The organism is Flavobacterium hercynium (assembly GCF_002217285.1).
GTDB classification, from domain to species: domain Bacteria; phylum Bacteroidota; class Bacteroidia; order Flavobacteriales; family Flavobacteriaceae; genus Flavobacterium; species Flavobacterium hercynium.
Genome location: NZ_MUGW01000030.1, coordinates 63,409 through 81,131 on the forward strand (window position 1 = coordinate 63,409; position 17,723 = coordinate 81,131).

Annotated in this window: 16 protein-coding genes; 12 read left to right on the forward strand and 4 right to left on the reverse strand. The window is 33.3% G+C overall.

Annotated features, from left to right (window positions below):
* Positions 1 to 93: 93 nt before the first annotated feature.
* The gene (locus B0A66_RS15085) at positions 94 to 672 is read left to right on the forward strand and encodes a Crp/Fnr family transcriptional regulator (protein ID WP_089050687.1); all 579 of its coding nucleotides are present in this window, start codon (positions 94 to 96) and stop codon (positions 670 to 672) included.
* 67 nt (positions 673 to 739) lie between these two features.
* Positions 740 to 1,096 carry a DUF4406 domain-containing protein gene (locus B0A66_RS15090; protein WP_089050688.1) on the forward strand — a complete coding sequence of 119 codons (357 nt, stop codon included), beginning with the start codon at positions 740 to 742 and terminating at the stop codon, positions 1,094 to 1,096.
* A 50-nt stretch (positions 1,097 to 1,146) separates the two neighbouring features.
* On the opposite strand, the gene B0A66_RS15095 is transcribed toward B0A66_RS15090, so the two are convergent.
* Positions 1,147 to 1,527: a pyrophosphohydrolase domain-containing protein gene (locus tag B0A66_RS15095; RefSeq protein WP_089050689.1), complete on the reverse strand. Its 381-nt coding sequence runs from the start codon at positions 1,525 to 1,527 to the stop codon at positions 1,147 to 1,149.
* A gap of 456 nt (positions 1,528 to 1,983) precedes the next feature.
* On the opposite strand from B0A66_RS15095, the gene B0A66_RS15105 reads away from it, so the two are divergent.
* The 4 genes from B0A66_RS15105 (at position 1,984) to B0A66_RS15120 (ending at position 4,676) form a co-directional block, all read left to right on the forward strand.
* Positions 1,984 to 3,147, forward strand: coding sequence for an SRPBCC family protein (locus B0A66_RS15105; RefSeq protein ID WP_089050691.1), 1,164 nt, complete (start codon positions 1,984 to 1,986; stop codon positions 3,145 to 3,147).
* Between the two features lie 64 nt (positions 3,148 to 3,211).
* A complete protein-coding gene (locus B0A66_RS15110; protein WP_089050692.1) occupies positions 3,212 to 3,754 on the forward strand; it encodes an RNA polymerase sigma factor in 543 nt (180 codons plus the stop codon).
* A gap of 33 nt (positions 3,755 to 3,787) precedes the next feature.
* Positions 3,788 to 4,201, forward strand: coding sequence for a hypothetical protein (locus tag B0A66_RS15115; protein WP_089050693.1), 414 nt, complete (start codon positions 3,788 to 3,790; stop codon positions 4,199 to 4,201).
* A 16-nt stretch (positions 4,202 to 4,217) separates the two neighbouring features.
* Positions 4,218 to 4,676, forward strand: coding sequence for a sensor of ECF-type sigma factor (locus tag B0A66_RS15120; RefSeq protein ID WP_089050694.1), 459 nt, complete (start codon positions 4,218 to 4,220; stop codon positions 4,674 to 4,676).
* An 83-nt stretch (positions 4,677 to 4,759) separates the two neighbouring features.
* Here B0A66_RS15120 and B0A66_RS15125 read toward each other — a convergent pair whose 3' ends face one another.
* Positions 4,760 to 5,818, reverse strand: coding sequence for a WD40/YVTN/BNR-like repeat-containing protein (locus B0A66_RS15125; RefSeq protein WP_089050695.1), 1,059 nt, complete (start codon positions 5,816 to 5,818; stop codon positions 4,760 to 4,762).
* Positions 5,819 to 5,937: 119 nt separating this feature from the next.
* Between B0A66_RS15125 and B0A66_RS15130 the strand changes: the two genes are divergently transcribed.
* From B0A66_RS15130 to B0A66_RS15140, 3 genes are all read left to right on the forward strand, one after another.
* The gene (locus B0A66_RS15130) at positions 5,938 to 7,248 is read left to right on the forward strand and encodes a hypothetical protein (RefSeq protein ID WP_089050696.1); all 1,311 of its coding nucleotides are present in this window, start codon (positions 5,938 to 5,940) and stop codon (positions 7,246 to 7,248) included.
* A gap of 132 nt (positions 7,249 to 7,380) precedes the next feature.
* Positions 7,381 to 9,345, forward strand: a complete 1,965-nt coding sequence (locus B0A66_RS15135; RefSeq protein ID WP_089050697.1) for a KUP/HAK/KT family potassium transporter — start codon at positions 7,381 to 7,383, stop codon at positions 9,343 to 9,345.
* Positions 9,346 to 9,489: 144 nt separating this feature from the next.
* Positions 9,490 to 10,719 carry an RsmB/NOP family class I SAM-dependent RNA methyltransferase gene (locus B0A66_RS15140; protein ID WP_089050698.1) on the forward strand — a complete coding sequence of 410 codons (1,230 nt, stop codon included), beginning with the start codon at positions 9,490 to 9,492 and terminating at the stop codon, positions 10,717 to 10,719.
* Between the two features lie 58 nt (positions 10,720 to 10,777).
* On the opposite strand, the gene B0A66_RS15145 is transcribed toward B0A66_RS15140, so the two are convergent.
* The gene (locus B0A66_RS15145) at positions 10,778 to 11,818 is read right to left on the reverse strand and encodes an AMP-binding protein (protein ID WP_089050699.1); all 1,041 of its coding nucleotides are present in this window, start codon (positions 11,816 to 11,818) and stop codon (positions 10,778 to 10,780) included.
* Between the two features lie 4 nt (positions 11,819 to 11,822).
* Positions 11,823 to 12,758, reverse strand: coding sequence for a CPBP family intramembrane glutamic endopeptidase (locus B0A66_RS15150; RefSeq protein ID WP_089050700.1), 936 nt, complete (start codon positions 12,756 to 12,758; stop codon positions 11,823 to 11,825).
* Positions 12,759 to 12,898: 140 nt separating this feature from the next.
* On the opposite strand from B0A66_RS15150, the gene B0A66_RS15155 reads away from it, so the two are divergent.
* The 3 genes from B0A66_RS15155 to fumC all read left to right on the forward strand — a co-directional run bounded on the left by B0A66_RS15155 (position 12,899) and on the right by fumC (position 17,704).
* Positions 12,899 to 13,243, forward strand: a complete 345-nt coding sequence (locus B0A66_RS15155; protein WP_089050701.1) for an arsenate reductase family protein — start codon at positions 12,899 to 12,901, stop codon at positions 13,241 to 13,243.
* A 95-nt stretch (positions 13,244 to 13,338) separates the two neighbouring features.
* Positions 13,339 to 15,789, forward strand: coding sequence for an outer membrane beta-barrel family protein (locus tag B0A66_RS15160; RefSeq protein ID WP_089050702.1), 2,451 nt, complete (start codon positions 13,339 to 13,341; stop codon positions 15,787 to 15,789).
* A gap of 529 nt (positions 15,790 to 16,318) precedes the next feature.
* Positions 16,319 to 17,704, forward strand: coding sequence for a class II fumarate hydratase (fumC, locus tag B0A66_RS15170; protein WP_089050703.1), 1,386 nt, complete (start codon positions 16,319 to 16,321; stop codon positions 17,702 to 17,704).
* The last annotated feature ends 19 nt before the right edge of the window (positions 17,705 to 17,723 follow it).

Sequence of the window (17,723 nt, forward strand, 5' to 3'; positions counted from 1 at the left end):
TCAAAAGAAACTAAAATAAATACAAGCCCGACGTTTTGAGATTCTCTTACGTCGGGCTTCTTTTATATATTTGTTTTTCAAATTCAACCTGAAATGATTGATAATGCTATTTTAAAGAATGTTGCTAAACATATTTCGCTAGACCAGGATGAAACAGCTTATTTCCTTTCCATTTTAAAGCAAAAGAAATATCCTAAAAAAAGTAATATTTTAAAAGAAGGAGAAATTTGCCACACTATAAATTTTGTTCAGTCAGGCACTTTAAGAGCATTTTACAGAGATACTGAAGGAAAAGAATCTACTATTATGTTTGCTATTTCTGATTGGTGGATCACGGATATGTCCTGCTTCATTAGCCAGCAACCTGCCATGTTAAATATTGAAACAATCGAAGAAAGCACTATTTTTCATCTTCAAAAAGAAGATTTAGATGAATTGTATATAAAAATTCCAAAGTTCGAACGCTTTTTCAGAGTTATCATGCAAAACGCGTATATTAGAGAACAGCTCAGAGTGATTCAAAATTTATCACTATCAGCAGAACAGCGTTACCATATTTTCTTAAACAAATATCCACAAGTTGCGCAACAAGTCACACAAAAACAAATAGCTTCTTATCTGGGAATTACACCAGAATTTTTGAGCATGATTCGATCCAATAAAAACAAATAGCAATTTCTTAAACTACATTATTTTTTTAGCACTACATCTTTACGTGCTTTGTAAAAAACAGACAGATATGCTTATACTTATTGCAGGACCTTATCGAGGAGGTACAAATGATGATCCCGAATTAATAAAACAAAATCTGGAAAGATTAGAAGCCGTAGCGCTGCCATTATTCCGAATGGGACATTTACCCCTAATTGGCGAATGGGTGGCACTGCCTCTGGTACACTTAGCCGGTTCAAAACAGATTGGCGATGCAGCCTGGGATGAAATACAATATCCGGTTGCACATCGGCTTCTGGAAAAATGCGATGCTGTACTTCGACTTGAAGGCGCTTCAAAAGGAGCTGACAACGATGTTAGAATTGCTAAAGAAAGAGGGCTAAAAATCTATTACAACATAGAAGACATTCCAAAAGCGGATTAATAAAATCAAAAAATCCCTAAGTAAGTATAAAACTTTTAGGGATTTTGTTTTTAAAGCAATTTTGAAAAATCAGGTTTAAAATAATTGGGACCTTTCATCACTTTTCCGTCTTCGCGATAAATTGGCTGACCATCTTCTCCTAATTTACTCATATTACTGCGTTGTATTTCATCGAAAACAGCTTCTATTTTGTCCTGTAATCCGTGTTCTATAATGGTACCGCACAAAATGTACATCATATCTCCCAATGCATCAGCTATTTCAATTAAATCATTTTTCTGAACGGCGTCCAGATATTCTTCATTCTCTTCTTTCATTAAATTATAACGAAGATATTTTTTTGCTTCTCCCAAATCGGCAATAGGTGTTTCGCTATGTCCAATCTTAAAAGCAGTGTGAAATTCCTTTACAGCGTCTATTTGTTTTTTCATGATTTTATTTCGTTAAATGCAGTACCAAATTAGCAACTAATCGTATACAATTCTCTAAATTTGTCAAAAAAAAATTTAATTATGTTTAGTCAGGGACAATTAATATTCGCACTTTGTTTTTTTGTAGCATTTGTAATCGTTATGATCATCGCTTATAGAAAAGATTTAGCGTTGCACAAAATATTTTACAAGGGGAATTACAAAGTTTTAATTGGTTTTCTGCTATTTATAGCGATACTATTCGTAATCAAAGTATTTTTTAAAAGGTAATTCGGCAAAATTTCCTTATATTTAAAATCTAGTTGAATACTGAACCTCAAAAGCAGGATTTAAGAAGATCGTTTTATTGATACGTTTTTCGACCAAAAAATAATTAAAAAGTAACGTTATTATTCATTTGCTTATCGCAAGACTGCCGATAAATTTATAACTTTACGACACCAAACAACCAGCCCAATGAAGATTTTAAAATACCTATTCCTATTAGCATTATTAAGCTTAGTTTCCCTCACCGTTTTTGTTGCTACTCAAAAAGGCGATTTTTCTATAGAGAGAAGCAAAGTGATTAATTCACCAAGAGCTACTGTTTTTAATTATGTTAATGACTTTAGGAATTTTGAAGATTTTGAATCCTGGTCGATTGAAGATCCTATGATCAAAATGACTTACCCAAACAATACGATTGGAAATGGCGCTTCTTACTCGTGGGAAGGTACAGAAGGAAATGGGCAAGCTACTACAATCGATACAAAAGAAGGAGAAAGCATTCATCAAAAAATGAATTTTGATGGAACTGAAGCTGATGTAAACTGGATTTTTAAAGATACATTAGGCGTAAAAACAAAAGTTACCTGGAAAGCAACAGGCAGAATGAGTTTTTTATTTAAAATATACACTGCTTTAAATGGAGGATCTGATAATGTTATAGGAACCATCTACGAAAAAAGTCTGGCAAATATTGATAAAAACTTAGATTTTGAAACAAAAACCTATGCTATAAAAGTAAATGGCGTTATCAAAAAAGAAGAAACTCCATACATAAGACAAACGTTTACAAGTGAAATTCAGAAAGTAAATAAAAATGCACGCGCTGTAATTCCAAAGCTAATTCATTTTAGCGAAACCAATGGTCTGGCTGCAAGCGGAAAACCTTTTATTATTTACCATACTTACGACACGGCAAAAGGATTAGCCAGAATATCAATCTGTTTACCAATTAACAAACAAATTTCTATTAGCTCAGGAAGTGATATTTCATCCGGAAAACTGAATAGTTTTGAAGGCGTAAAAACAACTCTGAATGGTGATTACACCCATATCAATGAAGCTATTCAAAAAACAACAGCTTTTATAAACAAAGAAAAAATCACACCCGATTTAAGCTGGTCACATCTTGAAATTTTATCTGTAAGCAAATTAGATGTTAAAAGTCCATCTAAATTAGTGACTGAAATTTATTACCCAACACAACCAAAACCTGTTGAAGTTGTTGCGGAACCTGTTTCAACACCTGTTTACAAGCCGCAAACTCCAGCTCAAACTGAAACTCCGGCAAAAAAACCTGCTGCTGTAACGCCAAAAACACCTTCGCCTGAACAGCAAGTTCCTTCAGAGTTCTAAAAAATAACTGGTTGATTAAACCTTTTGTTTAAAATTCATTCTAACAAGATATAATTCGATAAGCTTGACAAACGAGAAGGAATTTATAGCTCAATTATTAAATCCAAAAACGCAAAATATTGCGTTTCAAAAACTCGTGTCCGATTATCAGAGACCGCTGTATTCGCATATTCGAAATATTGTTTTGAATCATGATGATGCAGACGATGTTTTGCAAAATACTTTTGTAAAAATTTTTCAGTATTTAAAAAATTTCAAAGGAGAGAGTAAACTCTTTTCTTGGATGTATCGAATTGCTACAAACGAAGCTTTGACTTTCTTAAATCAGAAAGCAAAATTAAGCGGTATAACATCTGAGGCTTTGCAAAACAAAACTATAGACAATCTAAAAGCCGATGCCTATTTTGATGGTGATGACATTCAGATTAAATTGCAAAAAGCGATCGTAACCTTACCGGAAAAGCAGCAATTGGTGTTTAAAATGAAGTATTTTGAAGAATTAAAATACGAAGAAATTGCAGAGATTTTAGGCACATCTGTGGGCGCTTTGAAAGCATCGTATCATCATGCCGTAAAAAAAATCGAATTATTTGTTACATCAAATTAAACCTTTTGCTACAAAAGACATCTAATAGACATTATGAAAGCATTTAAATTAGAAAACGAACCGAAAATACCAACTGGATTTAAAACTCCGGATGCTTACTTTGAAAATTTTTCGGCAAAAGTTTTAGAGCAAATAGCTGAAAAGGAGGTAAAAGTTATTCCGATCTATAAGCGTAAAAAGAATATTGCTTTGCTTGTTGCTGCGGTACTCATTATTGGATTATTAATTCCGGTAGTAAACTATTACAATACTTCATCAAAAGAACTTGATGAGGCTGCTTTAGAAACGTATTTAGCCTATCAGTCAAATATAAATCAATATGACCTAATTAAAGAGCTTGATACTAAAGATATTGAGACACTAAATAAAAATGTTGCTCTGGAACAGGAAACGCTGGAAGATATTTTAGCATCCAATCCTAATCTAGAAAATTTAATTTCAGAATAAACAAAAAAACAAAAAGATGAAAGTCAAAAACTTATTACCAATATTACTGTTTTTTGCTACTTTTTCATTTTATGCCCAAAGTGACAAAACAGATGAAAAACGTGAAAAAATAAAAGCATACAAAGTTTCTTTTTTAACAACAGAGCTTGAACTTACCTCTACAGAAGCAGAAAAATTCTGGCCCATTTATAATGCTTTCGATGACAAACAATTTGAACTGCGTCATGAAAAAATGAAAACGTACTTGCGTAAACTGGATGATGATAACATCAGTTCTCTTTCTGAAAAAGAATCCTGTATTCTTCTCTCACAAATAGAAAGTACAGATAAAGAATTATATACATTGCGAGAAAAGTACATGACAAATCTTAAAAAAATACTTTCTGCAAAAAAGATATTAAAGCTTAAAAAATCTGAAGATGATTTTAATCGAAAATTGTTAAAACAATATCGAGATAAGGCAGGAAAAAATTAATTACAGCAATTAATTAAACGATACAACAGCGATAAGGACCCTATATAATAATACTTACTTTATTATTTAGGGTTCTTATTATTTTACCTAAAATTGATTCGCACCAATTTGTTATAACCTGCAGCAATTGCTGTGTTTTTATTAATAAAACGAATGGTAAAAAGTTTCGTATCGGTAGATAGTAAAGTCCACGTTGCTCCTGCGTCTTTAGAATACTGCAATCCCGAAGCTCCAACACACACCAGTTCTTTTGCGTTGCTTCCCGGAACGTATTGTACACATGAAGCATAACCAAATCCCAAATTCTGACTTACTATTTCCCATGTTTTACCTCCGTCATTTGTAACGGCTTTATTATCGGATTTCTGCTCTGGAAGTTCATAATCTCCTCCAGCTATAAATCCGTGTTTCGAATCGTAAAAATCTGCAGTAAAAATTCCTGTCATTGTTTTACCCTGAATAATAGGTGTATCAATAGTTTTCCATTTTACTCCTTTATCTGCTGAATAAAAAACACGCGCTTTTTTTCCACCTGAAACTAGCCAAGTATCATTTCCTTTTATTATAATATTAGTATTACTTGCAGCAAAAGCAGCTTCACCAGTAGCATTAGTTGGCAATTTATCAGACAATACTTTCGTCCATGTCTCTCCTCCATCACGCGTTATGATAACAGAAAAAGTATCTTCTGTTGGATCACCAATAGCGATTCCTTCTTTGTCGTTCCAGAATTGCATACTATCATAAAAAACCTTTGCATGCACTTCTTTGTAAACTAATTTTACTTTTAATGTTTTTTTATCCACTTTATACAACAAAGCAGGATTTGCTACACTTAGCAGAAATATATTTTTTGAAGTTTGAGCAATGCTTCTAAATTCCAATTTTAAAGTATCGCGATAAATATGATCTTCGAATTTTTCGTTTTTGGTTAAATCAAAGTATCCAAAGCGTGAATTATCGCCTCCGTACCAAACTTTATTTTTATCAATTGAAATTGCTCTAATACTTATTTTATCTTTAAATAAAGTGTCTATTTGAACTGCGGTAAAACCACCAATCGCTGCCTGCTTATCTTTACAGTTAAATGCTTTAAAAGATAAAAACAGAAAAACAGCGCAAAGCAAAATTACTTTTCTCATAGGTATTATATTTTTTTTTGTGCTAAAATACAACTAATTACAACATATAAAAATCTTTGTTTATTTTTATGGCACAGTAATTGGATATTTCCAAATATCAATCTTAATAAAGATAAACCATGAAAACTAAACTACTAATTATAGCAATGATTGCCTTGTCTATTTCTTCATGTCAAGCGCAAAACCAAACTACTGTTTACGCCAAAAATTCAGATATCAGTGACAATTTAGACCTAAGAGCTGTTGCCTCTATATTTGGAGAATCTGCCAACCTTCAGGACTTTGAAAGAAGACTAAATGATCCTTCTTATCAGATTTCTAATCTTGATTTGAATGGCGACAATCAGGTAGATTATTTACGAGTAATAGAATCAGTTGAAGACAGAACGCACGTTGTAATCATACAAGCCGTTTTAGACAGAGATGTTTTTCAGGACATCGCAACAATTGACATTGAAAGAGATAATTCGAACCGAGTAGTTGTTCAGGTAGTTGGAAACTCTTATTTATATGGTAACAATTATATCTATGAGCCTGTTTATAGTGTAGCACCTGTAATTTATACTTCATTTTGGGTAACGAATTACAGACCATACTACTCTACTTGGGGATGGAACTATTATCCAACGTACTATTCAGCATGGAGACCTTATCCGATATACAGATACAGAAGAAATGTGAATGTGTACATTAATGTAAACAATCATTACAATTATGTAGATACCAGAAGAAGTTACAGAGCTCCTGCACTTTACGAAACAAGACGTTCTTACGGATACGAAAAAATGCGTCCGAATAATAGTTTCTCACAAAGAAATTCGAATGTAAATAACAGATACGAATTAGATCAGAGACGTATTGCAACCGGTGGAACAACCAGAGGTCAAAACACTTACTCTACAAACAGATCTACTAACAATAATAACAGATCAAACTCTGGAAGAGTTACGACAACACCAACTCAAAATAATAGAAACACGACTTCTAACAGAACAACAACTGACAGAGGAACAACTAATAGAGATAATGGTGCAAGTACAACTAATCCGGTAAGAGTTCAAACTGATAGAAATACAAGTACGAACAGAGGAACGTCTAACAGAGACAATGGAGCCAGTACTACTAATCCGGTACGAGTTCAGACAGATGTTAGAAGAAATAGCACTGATAACAATACGAACAATACTAGAGTAAATTCTGAAAACAGAAGTACATCTAACAGAAGTACTACAACTGCTCCTGTTCAACGTACAGAAGCACCAAGAAGCACTTCTCAAAGTAACAGATCAGCTTCTCAAAATAATGCAAGTACAGCGAGATCACAAGCTCCACAACGTTCTGAATCTTCAAGAGGAGGTCAGGAAAGCAGAAGCAGTCAACCGCAAAGAGAAAGCGGATCTAGCTCAAGAGGTGAAGGCGGAAGAAGATAATTTATCCTAAAATTGCACTCTTAATTATAATCAAAGCACAATTTAACGATTGTGCTTTTTTTATTTTCAGCATATTTAATGCTAATTTGTTTTAAAACAGTAAATTTGCATCCGTCTTTTATAAAAACATACATGAGCGCATCGCACAAAAACTTACACAGTAAGTTGTCTATTGGGGGTTTATTGATCACACTAGGAATCATTTATGGAGATATTGGTACTTCTCCATTATATGTAATGAAAGCCATTTTAGGCGGACACATAATTAGCTCAGATATTGTTTTAGGAGGGATATCGTGTGTTTTCTGGACACTTACGTTACAAACTACCATAAAATATGTACTTATTACCTTAAGCGCTGATAACCATGGCGAAGGTGGTATTTTTGCACTATATGCATTAGTCAAAAAAACAAAAATAAAATGGCTCATTGTACCTGCAATTATTGGTGGTAGTGCTTTGTTAGCGGATGGTATTATTACGCCACCCATTTCCGTTTCGTCTGCTATTGAGGGAGTAAAAAATTATTATCCCAAACTAAATACGATTCCTATTGTTATTGGAATTTTGTTTATACTGTTTTCTATTCAGCAATTTGGAACTAAATTAGTTGGAAAATTCTTTGCTCCGATGATGCTAATTTGGTTTACTATGTTAGGAACTTTAGGAGCCATTCAGATTGTACAACATCCTGAAGTTTTAAAAGCTTTCAATCCTTACTATGCATACCATCTTTTACAGGTTCATCCGGAAGGTTATTTTGTTCTTGGATTAGTCTTTTTATGTACCACCGGAGCAGAAGCTTTGTACTCAGATATGGGACATTGCGGACGTAAAAACATTCGAATCAGCTGGATATTTGTAAAATCAACATTAGTATTAAACTATTTTGGTCAGGCAGCCTATCTAATTCATCACGAAGGTCAGACTTTACAAGAATTGGGTAAATTAAACGCAAACCCATTTTACTTAATTATGCCCGATTGGTTTCGTCCGGTTGGAATTGTAATTGCAACTCTGGCAGCCGTAATCGCTTCTCAGGCTTTAATTAGCGGTTCATTTACTTTAATTAATGAAGCCATGAGACTTAACTTTTGGCCAAAAGTTAAAATTAAATACCCAACAGAAGTAAAAGGACAATTGTATATTCCATCCATCAACTGGTTGCTGTTTTTTGGTTGTGTGGGTATTGTTTTATACTTTGAAGAGTCAAGTCAGATGGAGCATGCATACGGTCTTGCCATTGTACTGTGTATGATCATGACTACGATTTTGCTTAATTACTATCTGATCATGAAACGTATTAAATTATACTTCATGGTGCCATTAATTACAACTTATCTGCTGATTGAGTTTAGCTTTTTAATTGCCAACGTAAGTAAATTTATGGCAGGTGGTTTCGTAACCTTAATTATAGCAATTGTTTTAATTTCAATTATGACTATTTGGTATATGGCGAAGAAAATTAATAAAAGCTACACCAAAATTGTCAAAATTGATGATTATAAAAAAGTATTGATGGAATTGAGTGAAGATCTTTCTATTCCAAAATACGCAACGCACTTAGTTTATATGACCAATGCGAATCGCGTAGATGAATTAGAGCATAAAGTAATCTATTCGATTTTACAGAAACGACCAAAACGAGCTGATATTTACTGGTTTGTACACGTAAACATTTTAACAGAACCGTACAAAACGCAATATAAAGTTACCGAAATTGCTAAAGACGATATTTACAGAATCGATTTTAGTTTAGGATTTAGAGAGCCGACCAAAATCAATTTAATGTTTAGAGAAGTTATTCGCGATATGGTAAAGAATGGTGAAGTAGATATTACCAGCCGATACGAATCTTTGAACAAAAACAATATTATTGGTGACTTTAAATTTGTTTTATCTGAAAAATTCCTTTCGAATGACAGCGATTTAAGATGGCATGAGAACATTATCATGAACTCTTATTTCTTTATCAAAAAATTAAGTTTGTCTGAAGAAAGAGCATTTGGTTTAGATAGCAGCTCAGTTAAAATAGAAAAATTCCCTATGGTGCTTCACGCTCCGGAAAACATTGGTTTAACGCGAATTATCAAATAATACCAATTCAAAAATAAATTCAAAACACTCTTTTAAACTTTATCAGAGTGTTTTTTTTCTTTTTATCGAAAGTCAAATAACAATCATAATTAAAAATTTAACTTTCAATCAATTAATAGTACCTTTGCAACTCAAATAATTAAAATGAGATTACACAGAAATTTAGTTTATACTACCATCGACTCTTTGAATGCTATTTTCAATGAAGGAGAATATGCCGATAAAGTGGTAGCAAGAGCCTTAAAAAAAGACAAACGTTGGGGAAGTTCTGACAGGAAATTTGTTGCTGAAACGATATATGAAATTGTACGTTGGAAACGATTATATGCTGAAATTGCCGAAGTTAAAGAACCGTTTGACAGAGACAATTTATGGAGAATGTTTGCGGTTTGGGCCGTTTTAAGAGGATACCCAATTCCGGATTGGAGACAATTAGAAGGAACACCGGAACGAAAAATAAAAGGTCGTTTTGATGAACTTTCAAAAGTTAGAGCTTTTAAAGAATCTATTCCAGACTGGATGGATGAATTGGGCGTAAAAGAGCTAGGCGAAAAAGTCTGGTCACAAGAAATTACAGCTCAAAACCAGCCTGCTAAAGTTATTTTAAGAACCAACACACTTAAAGGAACAAAGGAAAATCTTAGAAATACGTTGATGGATTTAAATATCGAAACAGAGTATTTAAAAGATCAACCGGAAGCTTTAGTATTAAAAGAAAGAGCGAATGTATTTCTTACTGATGCCTTCAAACAAGGACTTTTTGAAGTACAGGATGCAAACTCGCAATTAGTAGCCGGTTTTCTTGATGTGAAACCTGGAATGCGTATTGTAGATACTTGTGCCGGTGCGGGAGGAAAAACATTGCACATTGCTTCTTTGATGGAAAACAAAGGACAGTTGATTGCGATGGATTTGTACGAAAGCAAACTGAAACAATTAAAATTAAGAGCTAAAAGAAATGGCGCTTTTAATATTGAATACAGAATTATTGACACTACAAAAGTGATCAAAAAATTACATGAAAAAGCTGACCGTGTTTTAATCGACGCTCCATGTAGCGGATTAGGAGTTTTAAAAAGAAATCCTGACGCAAAATGGAAACTTCAACCTGAGTTTATTGATAACATTCGTAAAGTTCAGGCAGAAGTTTTAGAAAGCTATTCTAAAATTGTAAAACCAGGTGGAAAGTTAGTATACGCTACATGTTCTGTATTACCATCAGAAAATCAGGAGCAAGTAGAAAAATTTTTGAAAACAGAAATCGGAAAACAATTTACTTTCATAAAAGATCGTAAAATTTTAGCTTCAGAGTCTGGTTTCGACGGATTTTACATGGCTTTACTAGAACGTAAAGATACTGTAATTGCTAAATAAGATTTTATTCTGTTAAAAATAAAAAGCCTTTAGATCATTTTCTAAAGGCTTTTCTATTTTACTGTAAACTTGGTTTTCGCAGCAATTTTCCGTTTTCATTCTCTTTAAATTTCGGAACAAAAACAATTTCTTTTGGTTTTTCATACTTTTCTAAAACATCAAAAAAATCGGGAGCAAATTCTTGTTTCTCCCCTTCTATTACCAAAATCAGTTTCTCTCCTAAAATAGTATCGGGAATACCCGTCACAAAAAACCTCGATCCAATTTTATCAATTAGCTTTGCTTCTATCTGCTCCGGAATTAATTTTATTCCACCACTATTAATAACATTATCAATTCTCCCTAAAAAAAGAAACTGATCTTCTCTTATTATATCAACTAAATCATTAGTTACAATTGGCTCTTCTGAAATGGTTGGCACTGTAACCACCAAACAACCTCGATCATCTACAGCAATTTTTACATTAGGCAAAATACTAAACACATTCTCTCCTACTTTTCTTGCAGCGATATGTGTAATCGTTTCCGTCATACCGTAGGTTTCATAGACCTCTGCTTTTAATGATAATACTTTTTCTTCAAGAGTAGCATCCATTTTTGCTCCGCCAACAATTAGTTTTTTTACCTTTTTTAAAGCTTCAATAGAATTCTGAACCTGCAAAGGCACCATCGCCACAAAATCATAATTGGTAGTATTCAAAGCCAGCGGTTCCGTACTTGGCGCTACAATATCTAAATCTAAACCTAAGATTAAACTACGCACCAACATCATTTTTCCGGCAATAAATTTTACCGGCAAACAAAGCAATGCTTTATTACCTGGTTCCAATTCAAAAAAATCACCAGTTGCTAAAGCCGATTGGATCATCGCCTGTTTTTCTAATCGTACCAATTTTGGAAGTCCTGTTGTACCGGAAGTTCTCATTTCGATATATTCTTTATTATCGAACCAATCCAATAAAAATTCGCCTATAAATTTTTCGTCAGTATCTCCTTCTTTTATATAACTATAGGCAAACTTACATATATCATCGGCACTTAAATGATGACCGTTTAACTTAAAATAATTATGAACATTCTTATGTGTTACTTTTAACATGATATTATAAATTTGATGATTCGGCAACCTCAATATTGCCCGTTAATTTTTCTTTCCAATTCGTCCACTTATATTTTTTAGCAAAAATCACCAGCAAAATAGGGTATACAACAACAATAGGCAGTATTACATCTAAACCAGCGGAAGGTTCAGACATATCTATAAAAATAGAATGTGTCTGAAAAACAGTCCAATCAGAAGTTACAAGCAAAGCACCAACCAAATTATTGGCAGCATGAAAGCCCAATGATAATTCGATTCCTTCATCCATTAAAGTTAAAATTCCAAGAAAAAAACCTGTTCCTATGTAATAAATCATAATTACATAACCCATTTTTGCTACCTCAGGATTAAAAATATGCATGGAGCCAAATATTACCGAAGTCATTACTAAAGGAAACCATCTGTTTTTTGCTAAGTTGGCAAATCCCTGCATAAGGTAACCTCTAAAAACGTACTCTTCTGTACTAGTTTGAATTGGAATTAATACAGATCCCAACACTACTAAAATCAGGAAAGGAACCAATTTAAAGTTCCACACAAAATTCTCAGGAGATTCCTGATACAAAATAAAAAAGCTTGCTACTGAGAAAAACGCCCATAATAAAAAGGAAAACACAACACGTCGCCAATCTATTTTTTTTCGGGAAGTAGTGATCGATAAAAAAGTCTGTTCATGTAAATGCTTAACCACAAAATAAACTCCGGCTAAAGCAAAAACAAATGAAATCATAACCAGAAATAAGGTTAGATTAGGTTCAAAAATTTTCATAACAGCATCATTGTCTGTAGGAAAGGCAACATTATCTGTGAAATTTTTATATAGTACTGCAACAGAAAAAGGAATTTGCCCTACAAAGGAAGCTATAATGATAAAAAAAGATCCTAAAAGATATTTCCAAAATTTATTTTCGGTTTTGATTCCTTGTTCTAAAAACATAAAGTAAAAATTTTAAAATGAGAAAAAATATCTTTTATGCTTACAAAAGATATAAGTTTAATAAGTAAATCTTATTTTTGGTATAGCTAAAATACCTATTTTTTAGCTGATCTTTATTCTAACAGATTAAAAAAATAAAAATGATACAAGTTTATCACAATCCAAGATGTGGAAAATCAAGAAGCTGTCTGGCTTTTCTGGATGAATCTAAACAAGAGTACGAAATAATCGCATATCTAACTGATACACCTTCTTTTGATGACCTAAAAAGTCTTCTTAAAAAACTGGAGATTCAACCAATTGATTTGGTACGAATTAAAGAAAAAATCTGGATTGAGAATTATAAAGGGAAATCTTTAACAAATGAAGAAATAATTCAAGCAATGGCAGATCATCCTATTTTAATAGAACGCCCAATTGTTGTAAAAGACGGAAAAGCAATTATTGGAAGAGATTTAGATCGCGTTGCTTCTTTTTTAGATTGATTATAAAGAACGGCATTAACATTTTTTTGTGATTTTTCAAATTAAACCAAAAGCTACATTTGCGGTCTAAGAAGAAAAAGACACCAAAAAAACAAATGAAAAAATTCAAATTTGCCGTATTACTTGTATCTCTTTTTACAAGTTTTTACAATTACGCACAACAACCACCCGCCGGTAGCAATAAAGTAAAAGTTACCGGAAAAGTTTTCGAAAAGGTTACAAAACAACCTCTTGAATACGCTACTATTACAATTACAGCACCTAACGATACCAAAGTTGTTGCTGGAGGGATCACTAATCCTAAAGGAGAATTTGAGGTTTTTGTACCAACAGGAATCTACGATATTAAGATTGAATTTATTTCATTCAAAGCAACAGAGATCAAACAAAAAAGCATTCAGGATAATACAGATTTAGGAATTGTAAATCTAAGCGAAGACGCAGCGCAACTAAATGAAGTTGTTATTCGTGCAGAAAAGTCAACTGTAGAAATAAAACTGGATAAAAAAGTATATAATGTTGGACAGGACATGTTGGTAAAAGGCGGAACAGTAAGTGATGTTTTAGACAACGTTCCTTCTGTTTCTGTAGATACTGAAGGAAATGTAAGCTTACGCGGAAGTGATAACATTCGTATTTTAATTGACGGAAGGCCTTCTAATGCTATTAACGTTGCCGAAGCTTTACGTCAGCTTCCTGCTGATGCGATTGACAAGGTAGAAGTTATCACTAATCCATCTGCACGTTATGATGCTGAGGGTGGATCAGGGATCATTAACATTGTACTTAAAAAAGGTAAAAATCAAGGTTTTAACGGAACTGTAATTGCGTCAACGGGTTTACCGGAAACGTATGGTTTAAGTGCTAACTTAAATTACAAAACAGAGAAATTAAACTACTTTACAACTGCAGGATATAATTACAGAACCAACGAAGGTACTGGTAAAACAAATTCAGAATACTTTAATGCTGACGGAACAACTAAAAGCTATCTGGATGAAAGTCGTGATACCAAAAGAACAAGAGGCGGTTTTAATGGAAGAGCCGGTGTAGAATGGACACTTACACCAAATACTTTTTGGACAAATGCAATTAATTTTCAAAAGAATAACGGAGAAGAAAAAGATCAGATTGATTTCTATAACTACGATAACGCAAGAAATTTCACATCATCTTCTTACCGATTAAATAATGGTGATACCAAAAGTCAGAACGTAGAATATACTTCAAACTTAATCAAGAATTTCGACGATAAAGGACACAAACTTACTGTTGACGCTTCTATTTCAAGAAACACAGACGACAATAATAGTCTTATCACAGGTACAAATTCTTTTAATAACACCTTAAACAATCAGGTCCAGAAGCAAGCTTTGTTTCAGGCAGATTATGTATTGCCTTTAGGTAAAGGAAGTCAATTTGAAGCTGGATACAAAGGAAGTTTTGGAGATTTAAACAACGAATATTATGTATTAGATGAACAAGGAGGTTTAATCAGTAATCTTTCTAATACTTTAGAATATAAAGAAAACATCAATGCGCTTTACACGCAGTATGGTTTCAAAGTAAATAAGTTCTCTTACTTATTTGGTTTACGTTGGGAAGACACGAACATTGAAGTGAATTTGTTAGACAACAACGATTTCAATACCAAAAAATATAACAATTTATTCCCAAGTGCTTTCATTAGTTACGAAATTTCAGATCAAAGTAACTTTAGTGCAAGCTACAGTAAACGTTTATCAAGACCAAGAGGACGTTTTATGAACCCTGCTACTAATTACTCTAGTAACATTAATATTTTTCAGGGAAATCCTGATTTAGATCCTTCGTTAACGGACAAATATGATATTGGATATATCAAACGTTGGAGCAAATTAACGTTTAATACATCTGCTTATTTTGAAGATACAAAAGATGTTTTCAGCTTCGTACGTTCTCCTACAGGTGAAAATGTTGATGGAATTCCGGTTATCCTGAGCCGTCCTATTAACTTAGGAAAAGAGCAAAAATTTGGTTTCGAATTCACGTTTAACTACACACCTTTTAAATGGTGGAAAGTAAACAGTAACTTCAATTTTTATAACGTAAAAACAACAGGAGAAAACAGCTATACTGATGCTAATGGCATCGTTGTAACTCAAAATCTTGACAATAAAGCGAATACATGGTTTGCCAGAATCAATTCGAAAGTTACTTTACCATACAAAATTGACTGGCAATTGACTGGTATGTATAATGGTGAGCAAAAAACAGCACAAGGTAAAAACTTAGGACAATTAGGTGTAAATACTGCTTTTAGCAAAGACATCTTAAAAGATAAAGCAACAGTTGCCTTTAACGTAAGTGATATTTTTAATTCAAGAAAAATGAGATCGTACACGTATCTTGAAAACCAAACATCATACAATGAAATGCAGTTCCGTAAACGTCAATTCAATTTATCGTTTACTTATCGTTTTAACAAATCTAAAAACGAAAGAGATAAAAACGCTGCGCCTAAAAATGATGGTGGTGGAGAAGGCGGAGGAGAATTCCCTGGATAATCAATACCAAAACAGCATAAAAAAAAAAAGGACTCGTAAAAACGGGTCCTTTTTTTATGTAATCAATTGAATTAAATTGATTGTTCTTGTTTCTTTTTTGCTCTTTTCTCTTTGATCATTTCCCAGCTAGCACCCGTAACCCAATAAGATACGAAACCAACAAGAAAAAACATCAACCAAAACCCTATAGTTAGTATGGTCAAGAAAAGTAAAAAACCTAAGTACTGTGAAAATTCAAACATGTTTTCCGGAATTTTTGAATGTAATGACAAATGTATGTTTTATATTTTTCGTTAGCAATTAAATCCAAATCAATTTTCGTAAAATCACAATAATCCTTATATTTAAACTCATTTTAAATAAGGTTTTAGACTTTAGATTGTAGACTTTAGATTGTAGACTTTAGATTTTAGACTTTAGATTTTAGACTTTAGATTTTAGATTTTAGATAAAACAGCGCACTATGTGCGATCGACCAAAACAACAAACAATTAAACAGTTAAACAAATAAACGATTAAACAACAAATCATGAAATACAGAATAGAAAAAGATACGATGGGAGAAGTTCAGGTTCCGGCAGATAAATACTGGGGAGCACAAACGGAGCGTTCTCGAAATAATTTTAAAATCGGATCTTCGGCATCAATGCCACAAGAAATAATCGAAGGTTTTGCATACTTAAAAAAAGCAGCAGCTTATGCTAATGCAGATTTAGGTGTTTTGCCAGCAGAAAAAAGAGATGCCATTGCCGCCGTTTGTGATGAAATCCTGGCAGGACAACTCAAAGATGAGTTTCCGCTTGTAATTTGGCAAACAGGTTCCGGTACACAAAGCAATATGAATGTTAACGAAGTTATTGCCAATCGTGCTCAAGTTTTAAAAGGATTTAATATTGGTGAAGGCGAACCTTTTATTAAAGCCAATGACGATGTAAACAAATCACAATCTTCAAACGACACCTTCCCTACTGCTATGCATATTGCGGCATACAAAATGGTAATTGAAACTACTATTCCAGGAATCGAAAAACTTCACGCTACACTTACTCAAAAAGCGGCTGCTTTCAAAGATGTGGTAAAAATTGGACGTACTCATCTTATGGATGCTACTCCTATTACACTTGGTCAGGAAATTTCAGGTTATGCTGCTCAATTGTCTTTTGGACTAAAAGCTTTAAAAAATACATTGGCGCATTTATCAGAAATTGCTTTGGGAGGAACCGCTGTTGGAACCGGATTAAATGCTCCAAAAGGATATGATGTTAAGGTAGCCGAATATATCGCAAAATTTACCAATCATCCGTTTATAACAGCTGAGAATAAATTTGAAGCATTAGCAGCGCATGATGCTATTGTTGAAACGCATGGTGCACTAAAACAATTAGCTGTTTCTTTAAATAAAATTGCTAATGATGTTAGAATGTTAGCTTCGGGACCACGTTCTGGTATTGGAGAAATTCACATTCCGGAAAATGAACCGGGATCTTCTATTATGCCTGGAAAAGTAAATCCAACGCAATGCGAAGCTCTAACAATGGTTTGCGCACAAGTAATCGGAAATGATGTTGCCATAACCGTTGGCGGTATGCAAGGCCATTATGAACTAAATGTATTCAAACCTGTTATGGCGGCTAACTTTCTTCAATCTGCCAGATTGCTAGGTGATGCTTGTGTTTCTTTTGATGAGCATTGCGCACAAGGAATAGAACCAAACCATAAACGTATTAAAGAATTGGTTGATAATTCTCTAATGCTAGTTACTGCATTAAATACAAAAATTGGTTATTACAAAGCGGCTGAAATTGCTCAAACTGCGCATAAAAACGGAACTACACTAAAAGACGAAGCTGTTCGATTAGGCTATGTAACTCCTGAAGATTTTGATGCCTGGGTAAAACCTGAAGAAATGGTGTGAGTTCTTAGTTCTTAGTTCT

Excerpts from the sequence above, each read along its gene's own strand:
- B0A66_RS15095 (WP_089050689.1), bottom strand. The coding sequence starts at position 1,527 with ATGAAAAAACAAATAGACGCTGTAAAGGAATTTCACACTGCTTTTAAG.
- fumC (WP_089050703.1), top strand. The coding sequence starts at position 16,319 with ATGAAATACAGAATAGAAAAAGATACGATGGGAGAAGTTCAGGTTCCG.
- B0A66_RS15130 (WP_089050696.1), top strand. The coding sequence starts at position 5,938 with ATGAAAACTAAACTACTAATTATAGCAATGATTGCCTTGTCTATTTCT.
- B0A66_RS15135 (WP_089050697.1), top strand. The coding sequence starts at position 7,381 with ATGAGCGCATCGCACAAAAACTTACACAGTAAGTTGTCTATTGGGGGT.
- B0A66_RS15115 (WP_089050693.1), top strand. The coding sequence starts at position 3,788 with ATGAAAGCATTTAAATTAGAAAACGAACCGAAAATACCAACTGGATTT.
- B0A66_RS15125 (WP_089050695.1), bottom strand. The coding sequence starts at position 5,818 with ATGAGAAAAGTAATTTTGCTTTGCGCTGTTTTTCTGTTTTTATCTTTT.
- B0A66_RS15120 (WP_089050694.1), top strand. The coding sequence starts at position 4,218 with ATGAAAGTCAAAAACTTATTACCAATATTACTGTTTTTTGCTACTTTT.
- B0A66_RS15160 (WP_089050702.1), top strand. The coding sequence starts at position 13,339 with ATGAAAAAATTCAAATTTGCCGTATTACTTGTATCTCTTTTTACAAGT.
- B0A66_RS15145 (WP_089050699.1), bottom strand. The coding sequence starts at position 11,818 with ATGTTAAAAGTAACACATAAGAATGTTCATAATTATTTTAAGTTAAAC.
- B0A66_RS15155 (WP_089050701.1), top strand. The coding sequence starts at position 12,899 with ATGATACAAGTTTATCACAATCCAAGATGTGGAAAATCAAGAAGCTGT.
- B0A66_RS15150 (WP_089050700.1), bottom strand. The coding sequence starts at position 12,758 with ATGTTTTTAGAACAAGGAATCAAAACCGAAAATAAATTTTGGAAATAT.
- B0A66_RS15090 (WP_089050688.1), top strand. The coding sequence starts at position 740 with ATGCTTATACTTATTGCAGGACCTTATCGAGGAGGTACAAATGATGAT.
- B0A66_RS15140 (WP_089050698.1), top strand. The coding sequence starts at position 9,490 with ATGAGATTACACAGAAATTTAGTTTATACTACCATCGACTCTTTGAAT.
- B0A66_RS15085 (WP_089050687.1), top strand. The coding sequence starts at position 94 with ATGATTGATAATGCTATTTTAAAGAATGTTGCTAAACATATTTCGCTA.
- B0A66_RS15105 (WP_089050691.1), top strand. The coding sequence starts at position 1,984 with ATGAAGATTTTAAAATACCTATTCCTATTAGCATTATTAAGCTTAGTT.